The following is a 15,733-nucleotide window of genomic DNA, read 5'->3' as shown; positions in this document are numbered from 1 at the left end:
AACTATTGACTTCGAAACTTGAAGGCATAGTCTCTGCAACGTTGCTTTTACCTTCAGGTGTGAGCGGCGTGAACGTATGCGCCACTGGAACCCAGAGATCCACACACCTGGAAGGGCTCGCCCCCACCCGCGGCAGCGTTGCCGTGGCCCGAGGAGATACACGTGACCAGCACAGCGCAGGCACCTCAGTCAGGAGCCAGGACGGCCCAACCCGAGCACCTCGGGCACGTCATCTTCATCGCGGCGGCGGCCGCCATGGGCGGTTTCCTCTTCGGCTACGACAGCTCCGTGATCAACGGCGCCGTCGAGGCCATCCGCGGCAAGTACGACATCGGCTCCGCGGCCCTCGCCCAGGTCATCGCCGTCGCCCTGATCGGCTGCGCCATCGGCGCCGCGACCGCCGGCCGCATAGCCGACCGCATCGGCCGCATCCGCTGTATGCAGATCGCCGCCGTCCTGTTCACGATCAGCGCCGTCGGCTCCGCACTGCCGTTCGCGCTGTGGGACCTCGCCTTCTGGCGGATCGTCGGCGGCTTCGCCATCGGCATGGCCTCCGTCATCGGCCCCGCCTACATCGCCGAGGTCGCCCCGCCCGCCTACCGCGGCCGTCTCGGCTCCTTCCAGCAGGCCGCGATCGTCGTCGGCATCGCCATCTCGCAGCTGGTCAACTGGGGTCTGCTCAACGCCGCCGGCGGTGACCAGCGCGGCCACCTGATGGGCCTGGAGGCCTGGCAGGTCATGCTCGGCGTGATGGTCGTCCCCGCCGTCCTGTACGGCATGCTGTCCTTCGCGATCCCCGAGTCCCCCCGCTTCCTGCTCTCCGTCGGCAAGCGTGAGCGCGCCAAGGAGATCCTCGCCGAGGTCGAGGGCAACGGCATCGACCTCGACGCCCGCGTCGCCGAGATCGAGCACGCGATGAAGAGCGAGCACAAGTCGACCTTCAAGGACCTGCTCGGCGGCGGCTTCTTCTTCAAGCCGATCGTCTGGATCGGTATCGGCCTGTCGGTCTTCCAGCAGTTCGTCGGCATCAACGTCGCGTTCTACTACTCCTCGACGCTGTGGCAGTCGGTCGGTGTCGACCCGACGGACTCGTTCTTCTACTCCTTCACGACGTCGATCATCAACATCGTCGGCACCGTGATCGCGATGATCTTCGTCGACCGCGTCGGCCGCAAGCCGCTCGCGCTCATCGGCTCGATCGGCATGGCCGTCGGCCTCGCGCTGGAGGCCTGGGCGTTCAGCTACGACCTGGTCGACGGCAAGCTGCCGAGCACCCAGGGCTGGACCGCGCTGATCGCCGCCCACGTGTTCGTCCTCTTCTTCGCCCTGTCCTGGGGTGTGGTCGTCTGGGTCATGCTCGGCGAGATGTTCCCGAACAGGATCCGCGCCGCGGCCCTGGGCGTGGCCGCCGCCGCGCAGTGGATCGCCAACTGGGCCATCACCGCGAGCTTCCCGTCGCTGGCCGACTGGAACCTCTCCGCGACCTACGTGATCTACACGGTCTTCGCCGCCCTCTCCATCCCGTTCGTCCTGAAGTTCGTCAAGGAGACGAAGGGCAAGTCGCTGGAGGAGATGGGCTGACCCGCAGCCCCCTCGAACTCGAGGAGAAGGGCCAAGTCCCCGCTGCCCCTCTCCTCGTACCCTCCGCCGCCCCCGCTCCGGCCACTGCCCGGACCGGGGGCGGCGGCATAGTACGCCGCCCTCCCGGCCTCGGGCGGCCCTGACCTCGTTCCGGACCCGGGCCCTAGCCGCCCCGGCCCCACTTCGGGCCCGGCCCCCTGGCCCCCGGGCCCGCCCGCTTGGCCCCAGGCTCCCTGCTCCCACCCCGCCCCCCTTGGGCCCGACCCGAGCCCGCCGCCATCTGGACCGCGCCGTGGGCTCCGCCCCTGCGATGGGCACAGCCCGGACCCTGCACCAGCGCACCTGCCGACGCCGGAGCACGGGCCCGCAGCCCTGGCCAACACCCCGGTCCCGGACTGGGCGCCGAATCCGGCGGCGGCCAGCGCTGGGCACCGCGTGGAGCGCCAGCCGCGCGGCCGACCCGTCGGCTACGCATCCCGGCCGCCAGCAGGGCCTTCCGTGCGCAGCACTGCCCCCGTCCCGGCGGCGGGGCCAAGGCCACCCTGGTCCCGGACTGGGCGTCGAATCCGGCGGCGGCCGGCGCCAGGCGCCACGGGCAGCGCCAGCCGCGCGGCCGCGCCCTCACCGAGCCGTCGGCTACGCCGGCTCCGTATAGCGCCTGCCATCCGGGGGCAGGCCCTCTGCCAGGCGCTGACCCGGGGGGAGACGAGAGGTACACGCCCTCCGTGCGCAGCACTCCCGCTGTCCCGGTGGCGGGCCAAGGCGCCGGTGGTTGTGGACACCCCGGTCCTGGACTGAGCGTCGAATCCGGCGGCAGCCGGCGCCGGGCACCACGGGGAGCGCCAGCCGCGCGGCCGCGCTGTTGACCGAGCCGTCGGCTACGCATCCCGCCCGCCGGCCGGAGGGCGTCCAGCACTGCCACCCTCCCAGCGGCAGAGCCAAGGCGTCGGCGGTTGTCGACACACCGGTCACGGACCGGGCGCCGAACCCGATCGCAACCGGGCGGGCACGCCGCCAGGACCACGGCCACCCGGCCGCACCGCCCCGGACCACGGCCACCCGGCCGCGCCGTCAGGACCACCGCCGACCGACCGCGCCGCCAAGACCACCCCCACCCGGCCACGCCGCCAAGACCATCCCCACCCGGTCGCGCCGTCAGGACCACGGCCACCCGGCCGCACCGCCCGGGACCCCGTCATCCGGTCCCGTCCTCACCGAGCCCCCTGCCGTTCCAGCTCCGGCAGTACCCGTTCCGCGAACAGCGTGAGGCTGCGCCAGCCCTCGGCCAGGGGGATGCCGCCCGCCAGGGGGTGCAGGACCAGGGTGTCCAGGTCCTGGGCCAGGCACTGTTGTGGGGTGAGGATCCGGTACACGCCCTCCGCGCGCAGCTCCGCCACCGTCGTGGCGGTCGACCGGACCGCCGAGCGGATCCCGTCCGACTGCCAGGAGGCGTACGTCAGCGCCTCGTGCAGGAAGTGTTCGCCGTACTCGGCCCAGGCCCGGTCCGGATCCTCGGCGAGGTGCAGCAGCGGGGTCGCGGCGGCCGGCATCATCACCCAGCCCTCGGTGCCGTACTCGGCGAGCCGCTCCTTGTAGTACGCCTCCAGCTCCGGCAGATGCGCGCTGGGGAAGAACGGCAGCCCCAGCCGGGCCGCCCGCCGGGCCGCCGCCCGGGAGGAACCACCGACCAGCAGCAGGGGGTGCGGATCGGTGCACGGGCGCGGGGTGAGCCGTACCGTACGGCCCCGATAGCCGAACTCGTCGCCGGACCACGCCTTCAGCAGCGTCTCCAGCAGCTCGTCCTGGAGCCGGCCGCGGCGCCGCCAGTCGACGCCGAACAGGGCGTACTCCTCGGGCCGGTAACCGATCCCGGCCACCGTCACCAGCCGCCCGCCGCTCAGCAGGTCCAGTACGGCGATCTCCTCGGCCAGCCGCAGCGGATCGTGCAGCGGGCCGATCACCGCCGACACCGTCACCGCGATCCGGCGCGTCGCCCCGAACACCGCGCCCGCGAAGGCGAACGGCGACGGCAGCCAGTTGTCCTGCGCGCCGTGGTGCTCCTCGGTCTGCACCATGCCGATCCCGTGCGCGTCGGCATACGCGGCCATCTCCACGGCGGCCCGGTAGCGGGCGGAGAGAGCGGCAGGGGCGGCGCCGGGTGCGACGAGGTTGAAACGGACGACCGTGCCGGGCATGGCAGATCCCCCTCCGGTGCGCTGCGGCAGGAGGGGGACCTTAGCTGACGAGGTGTCAGATAACCAGGGGTGCGGAAGGTTCCGTCACGCGTCGGCGGTCACGGGCTCCGCGACCGGCTCGGCGGCCTGCTCCGCGGCACCGCCCTCGACCGGGCGGACCGCCGGCTTCGGCAGGGCCAGGTACAGCAGGCCCGAGACGACGATCGTGGCGACCCAGCCCAGGCCGTACTCGCCGATCACGTTGTTGCCCGCGAGCGGGCCGGTGAACCAGTCCGAGGTGGTGAACATCAGACCGGCCAGCAGACCGATCGCCCAGGCGGCCACGGCCGCGGGGGAGAAGCCGCCCTTGTACCAGTAGGCGCTGGCGCGCGTGGTGTCGGCCATGGCCCGGCCGTCGTACTCGGTGCGGCGCAGCATGTCCGCGCCGAACACGCCGACCCACGCGGAGAACGCGACCGCCAGCAGGGACAGGAAGGCGATGAACGACCCCATGAAGCTCGTCGCCACCAGCATCAGCACCCCGCCGAAGAGCAGCGAGATCACGGCGTTCACCGAGACCGCCCAGTGCCGCGGCACCTTGAAGCCGAGGGTCTGCGCGGTGAAGCCCGCCGAGTACATGGACATCGAGTTGATCAGCAGCATGCCGATCAGCGCGATGAAGAGGTACGGCACCGCGATCCACGTCGGCAGGATCTCGCCGAGGAAGGAGACCGGGTCGGTCGCCGAGGCCAGGTCCGGCGTGGACACCGCCATCACCGCCCCCATCAGCACCATGGGCAGGACGACGATGCCGGCGCCGCCCACCGCCGTACCGACGATCGCCTTCGAGGAGGCCGTACGCGGCAGATAGCGGGTGAAGTCGGGGGCCGTCGGGATCCAGCTGACACCGCCCGCCGCGATCATGCCGATGCCCGTGATCACCGCCGCGGTGGAGCCCCCGCCCTGGTGCGTCACCTTCGACCAGTCCGTGTTCGCCGCCAGGTAGACCAGCACGAGCACCGAAAAGACGCCGAAGAGGTAGGTGGCGTACTTGTTGCACTTCTGCACGGCGTTGATGCCGAGACCCGAGATCGCGAAGGTCGCCACGACGAACGCCAGCAGCATCACCATGTCCAGCACACTGTTCGCCTTGAGGCCGAACAGGATGTCCAGGATGGTGAGCATCGCGTAGGCGCCGGTGACCGCGTTGATCGTCTCCCAGCCCCAGCGCGCGACCCAGATCAGCGAACCGGGCAGCAGATTGCCGCGCTGGCCGAACACCGCGCGCGACAGCGCCATACCGGGCGCGCCGCCCCGCTTGCCCGCGATACCGATCAGCCCGACCAGGCCGTACGACACGACCGGCGCGGCCACGGCCACCACGAGCGCCTGCCAGATGTCCAGGTGGTACGCGACGACCAGGCTCGCGCCCATGGTCAGCAGCAGCACGCTGATGTTGGCGCCGACCCAGGTGGGGAACAGCTCACGGGTCTTGGCGGTGCGCTCGTGATCCGGGACCTGCTCGATGCCTCGGGTCTCGAGAGCGCCTTCGGTCTCGACGGTTTTGCTCATGAAAAAGGGGCCAGACGTGGGGGAACAGGGGACGACCCGGACTCTACGCGCGTCAACCGAGTCGCCACCATCGTACTTTGCTCCCACTCCTCGCCATACGTGGCCTTTGTCTCTCGGAGAAAGCCACAAACCCGGTTCCCCGGCACCCCATGGCCGATACTGGTCGGGTTATGGAAACCGTCATCCTTGCTGTAGTCATCGCCGTGGTCGTGCTCGGCGCGCTCGGCGGGCTGATCGTGGGCAGCCGGCGCCGGAAGCCGCTGCCCCCGCCGCCCCCGAAGACGCCCGACATCACCGCGCCCCCGGCCGAGCCGCATGTCGGCGACGAGGCCGAGACGCCGCGCGACGAACCGCGCCGGACGATCGAGGAGGTTGATCTCCCGGGCGGCCCCGCGCCGGTCGCCGTCGAGGAGCCGCCCGCCGGCCCCGCCGCCGTCGAGGTTCCCGAACTCGAGATCCCGGAGCCCACCGCGGGCCGGCTGGTCCGGCTGCGCGCCCGCCTGTCCCGCTCCCAGAACGCCCTCGGCAAGGGCCTGCTCACGCTGCTGTCGCGCGAGCACCTGGACGAGGACACCTGGGAGGAGATCGAGGACACGCTGCTCACCGCCGATGTCGGTGTGCAGCCCACCCAGGAGCTGGTCGAGCGGCTGCGCGAGCGCGTCAAGGTGCTCGGCACCCGCACCCCGCAGGAACTGCGCGGCCTGCTGCGCGAGGAACTGCTCAAGCTGGTCGGCACCGATGTCGACCGCACGGTGAAGACCGAGCCCGAGGACCGCAAGCCCGGCATCGTGATGGTCGTCGGCGTCAACGGCACCGGCAAGACCACCACCACCGGCAAGCTCGCCCGGGTGCTCGTCGCCGACGGCCGCACGGTCGTCCTCGGCGCCGCCGACACCTTCCGGGCCGCCGCCGCCGACCAGCTCCAGACCTGGGGCGAGCGCGTCGGCGCCCACACCGTGCGCGGCCCGGAGGCGGGCGACCCCGCCTCCGTCGCCTTCGACGCGGTCAAGGAAGGCAAGGAGATGGGGGTCGACGTCGTCCTCATCGACACCGCCGGCCGGCTGCACACCAAGACCGGCCTCATGGACGAGCTGGGCAAGGTCAAGCGGGTCGTGGAGAAGCACGCGCCGCTGGACGAGGTGCTGCTCGTCCTCGACGCCACCACCGGCCAGAACGGCCTGGTGCAGGCCCGGGTCTTCGCCGAGGTCGTGGACATCACCGGCATCGTGCTGACCAAGCTCGACGGCACCGCCAAGGGCGGCATCGTCGTCGCGGTCCAGCGCGAGCTGGGCGTGCCGGTCAAGCTGATCGGTCTCGGCGAGGGCGCGGACGACCTGGCGCCCTTCGAGCCGGAGGCGTTCGTGGACGCGCTGATCGGCGACTAGGACTGCCGCCGCAGGTGCGCAGTGAGAAGCTCCCGCCCCCCAGGTGCAGTGGGGGACGGGAGCTTCGGCTTTCTCCGGCGGCGGTCAGGCCCTCTCCGGCGGCGGTCAGGCCCGCGCCCGCGACCGGTGGGCCACATACGCCAGCGTGCCGAGCAGCAGCCGGGCCGCCGGGGGCCTGGTCGCCGAGTCCAGCGCGGGCGGGCGCAGCCAGCGCACCGGGCCGAGGCCGCCCCGGTCGGACGGCGGGGCGGTGACGAACGCACCGGGGCCGAGGCCGCGCAGATCCAGGGCGCCGGGGTCGTCCCAGCCCATGCGGTAGAGCAGCCGGGGGAGTTCCGCGGCGGCGCCGGGGGCGACGAAGAAGTGGGCGCGGCCCTCCGGGGTGGCGGTCACCGGACCGAGCGGCAGACCCATCCGCTCCAGCCGGGCCAGGGCGCGCCGGCCGGCGGCCTCGGAGACCTCCAGGACGTCGAAGGCCTGGCCGACCGGCAGCATCACCGAGGCGCCCGGGAAGTCCGACCAGGTCTTGGTCACCTCGTCCAGCGTGGCCCCGGCCGGCACCTGGGGCGCGAAGTCCAGCGGATGCGCGCCCGGCGCCGGGCAGTCGGTCCGGCCGCACGAGCAGGCGCCCGCCGCGGCCCGCGCGCCCGGCACCACGTCCCAGCCCCACAGCCCGGTGAACTCGGCGACGGTGGTGCACTCCGACGAGCGGCCGCGCCGTCGCGTGCCGGAGCGGATCTCGCGGATGCCGCCGATCGTGAAGCCCATGCCCCCTCCAACGGGTCCAGCGCGCCGGTGGTTACGACACGGAACGAGACGAAAGCGGAACGTAACGCTACGGCTGCGCCTTCCCGTGCGGCCCGAAGGCCAAGCCCGCGTGACCGCGCACTTGAGGCAGCGCCTGGAAGCGTGGAAAGTGGTGCACCGGGCGTTGCGCGCCCCTGCGTGCTTCACTCCGCCCACTTCCGTTCGTCCTATGTCAAGTGAATCGCGAGCGGCCGATCGTGAGTTCATTCGAAGGGGTGGCGAATGGTGGCGTTTCCCGGATCCCCGTGGCTGGACCGGTGATCGTAGGATTACTGTGAGTGTGCGAGCCCTGGGGCACATGCCCGCGCGGGTATGCCGGAGGCAACTCGTCAACCCGTTCGAAGGGTGAGAACCGGCGGACGGGAAGCCGTATCAACGGGCATTCTGATAGGGCTTGGCGCGAGGCGGTCTCCCTCCAGGGCGACCGAGGATCGCAATCAGGGATGGGGGCCTTCCGGTGGGCGGCAACGGCGGTAGCGGGACGAACGCTGACAAGCGCCCCAACGAGCTGCTCGGCTCGTGGTTCGTGCGCAGCGGCTGGTCCAAGGGCGAGCTGGCACGGCAGGTGAACCGCCGGGCGCGCCAGTTGGGCGCCAACCACATCTCCACCGACACCTCGCGCGTGCGCCGCTGGCTGGACGGGGAGAACCCGCGCGAGCCGATCCCGCGCATCCTCTCGGAGCTGTTCTCCGAGCGCTTCGGCTGCGTGGTCTCCATCGAGGACCTCGGCCTGCGCGCCGCCCGGCCGTCACCCTCCGCGTCCGGCGTCGACCTGCCCTGGACCGCCCCGCAGACGGTCGCGCTGCTCAGCGAGTTCTCGCGCAGCGACCTGATGCTCGCCCGCCGCGGCTTCCTCGGCACCTCGCTCGCGCTGTCCGCCGGCCCCACCCTGATCGAGCCCATGCAGCGCTGGCTCGTCCCCGCGCCCGCCGTGCCGATCACCCCCGAACCCGAGGCCGCGTTCGACGCGCGCAGGCCCGGCCGGCTGTCCCGGCCCGAGCTGGACCTGCTGGAGTCCACCACCCGGATGTTCCGCCAGTGGGACGCCCAGTGCGGCGGCGGACTGCGCCGCAAGGCGGTCGTCGGCCAGCTGCACGAGGTCACCGACCTGCTCCAGGAACCCCAGCCCGAGGCCACCACCCGCAAGCTCTTCAAGATCGCCGCCGAGCTGGCCGAACTGGCCGGTTGGATGTCGTACGACGTCGGACTCCAGCCCACCGCCCAGAAGTACTTCGTCCTCGCCCTGCACGCGGCCAAGGAGGCCGGCGACAAGCCGCTCGGCTCCTACATCCTCTCCAGCATGAGCCGCCAGATGATCCACCTCGGCCGGCCCGACGACGCCCTGGAACTGATCCACCTCGCCCAGTACGGCAGCCGCGACTGCGCGAGCCCGCGCACCCAGTCCATGCTGTATGCGATGGAGGCCCGCGCCTACGCCAACATGGGCCAGCCCGGAAAGACCAAGCGCGCGGTCCGCATGGCCGAGGACACCTTCGCCGAGGCCGACGAGTGGGACGAGCCGGACCCCGACTGGATCCGCTTCTTCTCCGAGGCCGAGCTGTACGGCGAGAACTCCCACTCCTTCCGCGACCTCGCCTATGTCGCCGGCCGCAGCCCCGCCTACGCCTCCCTCGCCGAGCCGCTCATGAAGCGGGCCGTGGAGCTGTTCGCCAAGGACACCGAGCACCAGCGGTCGTACGCCCTCAACCTGATCGGCATGGCCACCGTGCACCTGCTCCAGCGCGAGCCCGAGCAGAGCACCGCCTACGCCTCCCAGGCCATGGACATCGCCAAGAAAGTCCGCTCCGAGCGTGTGAACACTCGTATCCGAAAGACGGTCGACACGGCCGTACGCGACCACGGCGATCTCGCCGCCGTCATCGACCTCACCGAACAGCTCGCCGTCGATCTCCCCGAGAACGCAGAGGCCGTCTGACCGGCCCGAGCACCCATGCCCCGGCCGCGGCCGGTCCTCCCGAACTGCCCGACTCGGCTCCCCCATGCCAGGTCATCGAGAGGCCGCCCGCGGCCGGCCTGTCTTCCCCGAGCGCACTCGGGAGAAGGTTGCGCCACGATAACGATCGGCGCCGCCCAGATCAGGCAGTTCATGGACGCGTAACACGCACGCAGCCTTCGTCACCCCGGCGAAACAGCGAGGGGCTCCCACCGAAACCGCGCTGCGCCAATCTCATGGCGCATAACCGGCCCACCCCTCACTGACCGGACCGCACAGGCACCGCCCGCACGGGGCCGTACACACCGACGAGGAGACGCCGATGGCACCAGCCATCATGCTTGCGGCGGACGCACCCAAGCTGTCGTCCGCGAACACAGGCTTCATGCTCATCTGTTCCGCCCTTGTACTGCTCATGACCCCGGGCCTGGCCTTCTTCTACGGGGGCATGGTCCGGGTCAAGAGCACCCTGAACATGCTGATGATGAGCTTCATCAGCCTGGGGATCGTCACCATCCTCTGGGTGCTCTACGGCTTCTCCCTCGCCTTCGGCACGCACAACGGGCTCATCGGCTGGAACACCGACTGGTTCGGCCTCAGCAACATCGGCCTGACGCAGCTCTGGGACGGCTACACCATCCCGATCTTCGTCTTCATGGTCTTCCAGCTGATGTTCGCGATCATCACCCCGGCCCTGATAAGCGGCGCCCTCGCGGACCGCGTCAAGTTCTCCGCCTGGTCGCTCTTCATCGCCCTGTGGCTCACGATCGTCTACGTCCCGGTCGCCCACTGGGTCTGGGGCGCCGACGGCTGGGCCTACAAGCTCGGCGTGATCGACTTCGCCGGTGGTACGGCGGTCCACATCAACGCGGGCGCGGCGGGCCTCGGTGTCATCCTCGTCATCGGCAAGCGCGTCGGCTTCAAGAAGGACCCGATGCGTCCGCACAGCCTCCCGCTGGTCATGCTCGGCGCCGGTCTGCTCTGGTTCGGCTGGTTCGGCTTCAACGCCGGCTCCTGGCTCGGCAACGACGACGGCGTGGGCGCCCTGATGTTCGTCAACACGCAGGTCGCCACCGCCGCTGCCATGCTCGCCTGGCTCGCCTACGAGAAGATCCGCCACGGCGCGTTCACCACCCTCGGTGCCGCCTCCGGCGCGGTCGCCGGCCTGGTCGCCATCACCCCCTCGGGCGGTGCCGTCTCCCCGCTCGGCGCGATCGCCGTCGGCGCCATCGCCGGTGTCGCCTGCGCCGCGGCCGTGGGCCTGAAGTTCAAGTTCGGCTACGACGACTCCCTCGACGTCGTCGGCGTCCACATGGTCGGCGGCATCCTCGGCTCCCTGCTGATCGGCCTCTTCGCCACCGGCAAGGGCCAGTCGCAGGTCAAGGGCCTCTTCTACGGCGGCGGCATGCACCAGTTCTGGATCCAGTGCGCCGGTGTCGGTGCGGTCCTCGGCTACTCGCTGGTCGTCTCCGCGGTCCTCGCCTTCCTCCTCGACAAGACCATCGGCATGCGGGTCACCGAGGACGAGGAGGTCTCCGGCATCGACCAGGCCGAGCACGCCGAGACCGCATACGACTTCAGTGGCGCCGGCGGCGGTGTCATCGGCTCCTCCGTCTCCTCCCCGGCCCTGGCCGCCGCCGCGCAGACCAAGAAGGTGGACGCATGAAGCTCATCACCGCCGTCGTGAAGCCGCACCGGCTGGACGAGATCAAGGAGGCCCTTCAGGCCTTCGGCGTCCACGGGCTGACGGTCACCGAGGCCAGCGGTTACGGTCGACAGCGGGGACACACCGAGGTCTACCGCGGTGCCGAGTACACCGTCGACCTGGTGCCCAAGATCCGCATAGAGGTACTGGCCGAGGACGACGACGCCGAACAGCTCGTCGAGGTCATCGTCAAGGCCGCCCGCACCGGCAAGATCGGTGACGGCAAGGTCTGGTCCCTGCCGGTCGAGACGGCCGTACGGGTCCGCACCGGCGAGCGCGGCCCGGACGCGCTCTGACACGACGGTCGCTCCGCCAGGGCGATCGCTCCGACGGACGGTCGCTCCGACGGACGGTCGCTCCGACAGAACAGTGAAGACGGGAGTCGCTGGGTGACGGGTACGGAAGTGCGCACGGAAGCGGAAGACCCGGGGCCCAGCGGCTACGCGGCGGCCCGGCTGCGTCTCCTCACCGAGGAGGCGCGGTCCGGGCCGCCGCGCCGTGCCGCCCTCGCCGAGCTGACCGACGAATGGCTCGCCGGGCTGTTCACCGCGGCCGCCCGGGACGTCCAGGGCGCCTCCCTGGTCGCCGTCGGCGGATACGGCCGCGGCGAGCTGTCCCCGCGCAGCGACCTCGACCTCCTGCTGCTGCACGACGGCTCCGACCCGGGCGCGGTCGCCGCCCTCGCCGACCGGCTCTGGTACCCCGTCTGGGACCTCGGGCTCGCCCTCGACCACTCCGTGCGCACCCCCGCCGAGGCCCGCAGGACCGCCGAGGAGGACCTCAAGGTCCAGCTCGGCCTCCTGGACGCCCGCCACCTCGCCGGAGACGCCGGCCTGACCTCCCAGCTGCGCACCGCCGTCCTCGCCGACTGGCGCAACCAGGCCCCCAAGCGCCTCCCCGAACTCCAGCAGCTGTGCGCCGAACGCGCCGAGCGCCAGGGCGAACTCCAGTACCTGCTGGAACCCGACCTCAAGGAGGCCCGCGGCGGACTGCGCGACGCCACCGCGCTGCGCGCCGTCGCCGCCTCCTGGCTCGCCGACGCCCCCCGCGAGGGACTCGCCGACGCCCGCCGCCGGCTGCTCGACGTCCGCGACGCGCTGCACCTGACGACGGGCCGCGCCACCGACCGGCTGTCCCTCCAGGAACAGGACCAGGTGGCGGCCGAGCTGGGCCTGCTCGACGCCGACACGCTGCTGCGGCAGGTGTACGAGGCGGCACGGGTCATCTCGTACGCCAGCGATGTCACCTGGCGCGAGGTGGGGCGCGTCCTGCGTTCCCGCGCCGTCCGCCCGCGGCTGCGCGCCATGCTCGGCGGCGGCAAACCGGTCGCGGAACGCTCGCCCCTGGCCGAGGGCGTGGTGGAACAGGACGGCGAGGTGGTGCTCGCCCGCGCCGCGCGCCCCGAACGCGACCCCGTACTCCCGTTGCGCGCCGCGGCCGCCGCCGCGCAGGCCGGACTCCCGCTCTCCCTGCACGCCGTACGGCGCATGGCCGCCACCGTCCGCCCGCTGCCCACGCCCTGGCCCGCCGAGGCCCGCGAACAACTCGTCACCCTGCTCGGCTCCGGCCGTCCCACCGTCCCGGTCTGGGAGGCGCTGGAGGCCGAGGGGCTGATCACCGGGCTGCTCCCCGACTGGGAGCGGGTCCGCTGCCGCCCGCAGCGCAACGCGGTCCACATCTGGACCGTCGACCGGCACCTGATCGAGACCGCCGTCCGCGCCTCCGCGTTCACCCGCCGCGTCAGCCGCCCCGACCTGCTGCTCGTCGCCGCCCTGCTGCACGACATCGGCAAGGGCTGGCCCGGCGACCACTCGGTGGCCGGCGAGATCATCGCCAAGGACGTCGCCACCCGGATCGGCTTCGACCGCGCCGACGTCACCGTCCTCGCCACCCTCGTCCGCCACCACCTCCTGCTGGTCGAGACGGCCACCCGCCGCGACCTGGACGACCCCGCCACCGTCCGCTCGGTCGCCGAGGCGGTCGGCACCCAGAGCACCCTGGAGCTGCTGCACGCCCTCACCGAGTCGGACGCCCTCGCCACCGGCCCCGCCGCCTGGTCCGCCTGGCGCGGCTCCCTCGTCGCCGACCTCGTACGACGGGTCTCCGCGGTGCTCTCCGGCGACGCCCCGGCCGAACCCGAGCCCGTCGCGCCCACCGCCGAACAGGAGCGCCTCGCCATCGAGGCCCACCGCACCGGCGGCCCGGTCCTCGCCCTGCGCGCGCAGCCCGAGCCGGTCACCGCCGAGGAGGGCTCCGGCGAACCCCTCGGCGTCGAGCTGCTCATCGCCGTACCCGACCAGCCCGCGGTGCTCCCCGCGGTCGCCGGTGTCCTCGCCGTGCACCGCCTCACGGTCCGTACGGCGGAACTGCGCACCCTGCGCCTGCCGGACGACGTCGACGACGGCGCGGTGCTCCTGCTCAACTGGCGGGTCGCCGCCGAGTACGGCTCCCTGCCCCAGGCCGCCCGGCTCCGCTCCGACCTGGTCCGTGCCCTGGACGGCAGCCTGGACATCGCCGGCCGGCTCGCCGAACGCGACGCGGCCTATCCGAGGCGCCGGGGCTGGGTCGCCCCGCCACCGCGGGTGACCGTCGCCCCGGCCGCCTCCCACCACGCCACGGTGATCGAGGTACGGGCCCAGGACGCGCCGGGCCTGCTGCACCGGATCGGCACGGCCCTGGAGAAGGCGGGCGTGCGGGTGCGGAGCATGCACGTGTCGACCCTGGGCGCCAACGCCGTGGACGCCTTCTACGTCACGACCGGCGTCGGGGACCCGCTCCCGGCGGACGACGCGGGATCACTCGCGCGGGTGCTGGAGGAGACGCTGCGGGGGTGACCTTGCGGCCGCGGGGAGTGTCCCGGCCGCCGGAACCGGCGTGCGGGGACTGTTGCCCCGCCGGGCCAGATACCCTGGAGGGCAGCCCTGTCCACCTCCGACCCCGAGGACCGACGCCACCGTGTTCGATACCCTCTCCGACCGCCTCAGCGCGACATTCAAAAACCTCCGCGGCAAGGGGCGCCTCAGCGAGGCGGACATCGACGCCACGGCCCGCGAGATCCGCATCGCGCTTCTCGAAGCCGACGTGGCGCTGCCGGTCGTCCGGACGTTCATCAAGAACGTCAAGGAGCGTGCGCTCGGCGCCGAGGTCTCGCGTGCGCTGAACCCCGCGCAGCAGGTCCTGAAAATCGTCAACGACGAGCTGGTCACCATCCTCGGCGGCGAGACCCGCCGGCTCCGCTTCGCCAAGCAGCCCCCCACCGTGATCATGCTGGCGGGTCTCCAGGGTGCCGGTAAGACCACCCTCGCGGGCAAGCTCGGCCGGTGGCTCAAGGAGCAGGGCCACTCCCCGCTGCTGGTCGCCTGTGACCTCCAGCGCCCCAACGCCGTGAACCAGCTCAGCGTCGTCGCCGAGCGCGCCGGTGTCGCCGTCTACGCCCCCGAGCCGGGCAACGGCGTCGGTGACCCGGTCAAGGTCGCCAAGGACTCGATCGACTTCGCGAAGTCCAAGGTCCACGACATCGTGATCGTGGACACCGCCGGCCGCCTGGGCATCGACCAGGAGATGATGCAGCAGGCCGCGGACATCCGCGACGCGGTCGGCCCGGACGAGATCCTTTTCGTCGTCGACGCGATGATCGGTCAGGACGCGGTCAACACCGCCGAGGCCTTCCGCGACGGCGTCGGCTTCGACGGTGTGGTCCTGTCCAAGCTCGACGGTGACGCCCGTGGTGGTGCCGCCCTGTCGATCCGGCAGATCACCGGCAAGCCGATCATGTTCGCGTCGAACGGCGAGAAGCTGGACGACTTCGACGCCTTCCACCCGGACCGGATGGCCTCCCGCATCCTCGACATGGGTGACCTGCTCACCCTGATCGAGCAGGCGGAGAAGACCTTCAGCCAGGAAGAGGCCGCCAAGATGGCCTCGAAGCTGGCGTCCAAGAAGGGCCAGGACTTCACCCTGGACGACTTCCTGGCCCAGATGGAGCAGGTCAGGAAGATGGGCAGCATCAGCAAGCTGCTCGGCATGCTGCCCGGCATGGGGCAGATCAAGGACCAGATCCAGAACATCGACGAGCGGGACGTCGACCGCACGGCCGCGATCATCAAGTCGATGACCCCGGCCGAGCGCCAGGACCCGACGATCATCAACGGCTCCCGCCGCGCCCGTATCGCCAAGGGTTCCGGTGTCGAGGTCAGCGCGGTGAAGAACCTGGTCGAGCGGTTCTTCGACGCCCGCAAGATGATGTCCCGGATGGCCCAGGGCGGTATGCCGGGCATGCCGGGGATCCCGGGCATGGGCGGCGGCCCCGGCCGGCCGAAGAAGCAGCAGAAGAAGGCCAAGGGCAAGCAGCGCTCCGGCAACCCGATGAAGCGCCGGCAGCAGGAGCTGGAGGAGGCCCAGCGCCGCGAGGCGGCCGCGCAGGGCGGTGGCGCCTTCGGGCTGCCGCAGCAGGGCGGCCAGGAGTTCGAGCTTCCGGACGAGTTCAAGAAGTTCATGGGCTGAGCCGGGACCGCGGGATTACCCCGCGGTCGCGGCTGCGCGTGCCGGGGGTTGG

General features: G+C 71.7%; 10 protein-coding genes. 7 read left to right on the top strand and 3 right to left on the bottom strand.

The genetic code is table 11. The annotated features are described in order from the left end of the window. The first annotated feature begins 162 nt into the window (after positions 1-162). Entirely contained in the window at positions 163-1,581 is a 1,419-nt protein-coding gene (locus tag ACWCV9_RS05115; RefSeq protein WP_450784352.1) for a sugar porter family MFS transporter, read from the top strand. Between the two features lie 1,211 nt (positions 1,582-2,792). Here ACWCV9_RS05115 and ACWCV9_RS05110 read toward each other — a convergent pair. Next, a complete protein-coding gene (locus ACWCV9_RS05110) occupies positions 2,793-3,776 on the bottom strand; it encodes an LLM class flavin-dependent oxidoreductase (RefSeq protein ID WP_450784351.1) in 984 nt (327 codons plus the stop codon). An 84-nt stretch (positions 3,777-3,860) separates the two neighbouring features. Next, positions 3,861-5,327 (bottom strand): cytosine permease, encoded by a 1,467-nt coding sequence (locus tag ACWCV9_RS05105; RefSeq protein ID WP_450784350.1) that lies wholly within the window; start codon positions 5,325-5,327, stop codon positions 3,861-3,863. Positions 5,328-5,497: 170 nt separating this feature from the next. On the opposite strand from ACWCV9_RS05105, the gene ftsY reads away from it, so the two are divergent. Beyond that, the gene (gene ftsY / locus ACWCV9_RS05100) at positions 5,498-6,712 is read left to right on the top strand and encodes a signal recognition particle-docking protein FtsY (protein ID WP_385839721.1); all 1,215 of its coding nucleotides are present in this window, start codon (positions 5,498-5,500) and stop codon (positions 6,710-6,712) included. 105 nt (positions 6,713-6,817) lie between these two features. On the opposite strand, the gene ACWCV9_RS05095 is transcribed toward ftsY, so the two are convergent. Continuing rightward, positions 6,818-7,480, bottom strand: coding sequence for a bifunctional DNA primase/polymerase (locus ACWCV9_RS05095; protein ID WP_450784349.1), 663 nt, complete (start codon positions 7,478-7,480; stop codon positions 6,818-6,820). A gap of 496 nt (positions 7,481-7,976) precedes the next feature. On the opposite strand from ACWCV9_RS05095, the gene nsdA reads away from it, so the two are divergent. The 5 genes from nsdA to ffh all read left to right on the top strand — a co-directional run bounded on the left by nsdA (position 7,977) and on the right by ffh (position 15,681). Next, entirely contained in the window at positions 7,977-9,455 is a 1,479-nt protein-coding gene (gene nsdA, locus ACWCV9_RS05090; protein ID WP_450784348.1) for a transcriptional repressor NsdA, read from the top strand. A 340-nt stretch (positions 9,456-9,795) separates the two neighbouring features. Continuing rightward, the gene (locus ACWCV9_RS05085; protein ID WP_450784347.1) at positions 9,796-11,139 is read left to right on the top strand and encodes an ammonium transporter; all 1,344 of its coding nucleotides are present in this window, start codon (positions 9,796-9,798) and stop codon (positions 11,137-11,139) included. Beyond that, complete coding sequence (locus tag ACWCV9_RS05080; protein ID WP_100828472.1) at positions 11,136-11,474, top strand: P-II family nitrogen regulator; 339 nt, start codon at positions 11,136-11,138, stop codon at positions 11,472-11,474. The genes ACWCV9_RS05085 and ACWCV9_RS05080 overlap by 4 nt, the downstream gene beginning before the upstream one ends. Before the next feature lie 93 nt (positions 11,475-11,567). Next, positions 11,568-14,012 carry a [protein-PII] uridylyltransferase gene (locus ACWCV9_RS05075; protein ID WP_450784346.1) on the top strand — a complete coding sequence of 815 codons (2,445 nt, stop codon included), beginning with the start codon at positions 11,568-11,570 and terminating at the stop codon, positions 14,010-14,012. A gap of 121 nt (positions 14,013-14,133) precedes the next feature. Beyond that, on the top strand, positions 14,134-15,681 hold the full coding sequence (ffh, locus tag ACWCV9_RS05070; RefSeq protein WP_450784345.1) for a signal recognition particle protein: 1,548 nt from the start codon (positions 14,134-14,136) through the stop codon (positions 15,679-15,681). The last annotated feature ends 52 nt before the right edge of the window (positions 15,682-15,733 follow it).

The sequence above is a fragment of the Streptomyces sp. NPDC001606 genome, assembly GCF_053596835.1.
The sequence above is the reverse complement of the archived record's forward strand: the minus strand, read 5'-3'. Positions and strand labels throughout refer to the sequence as shown.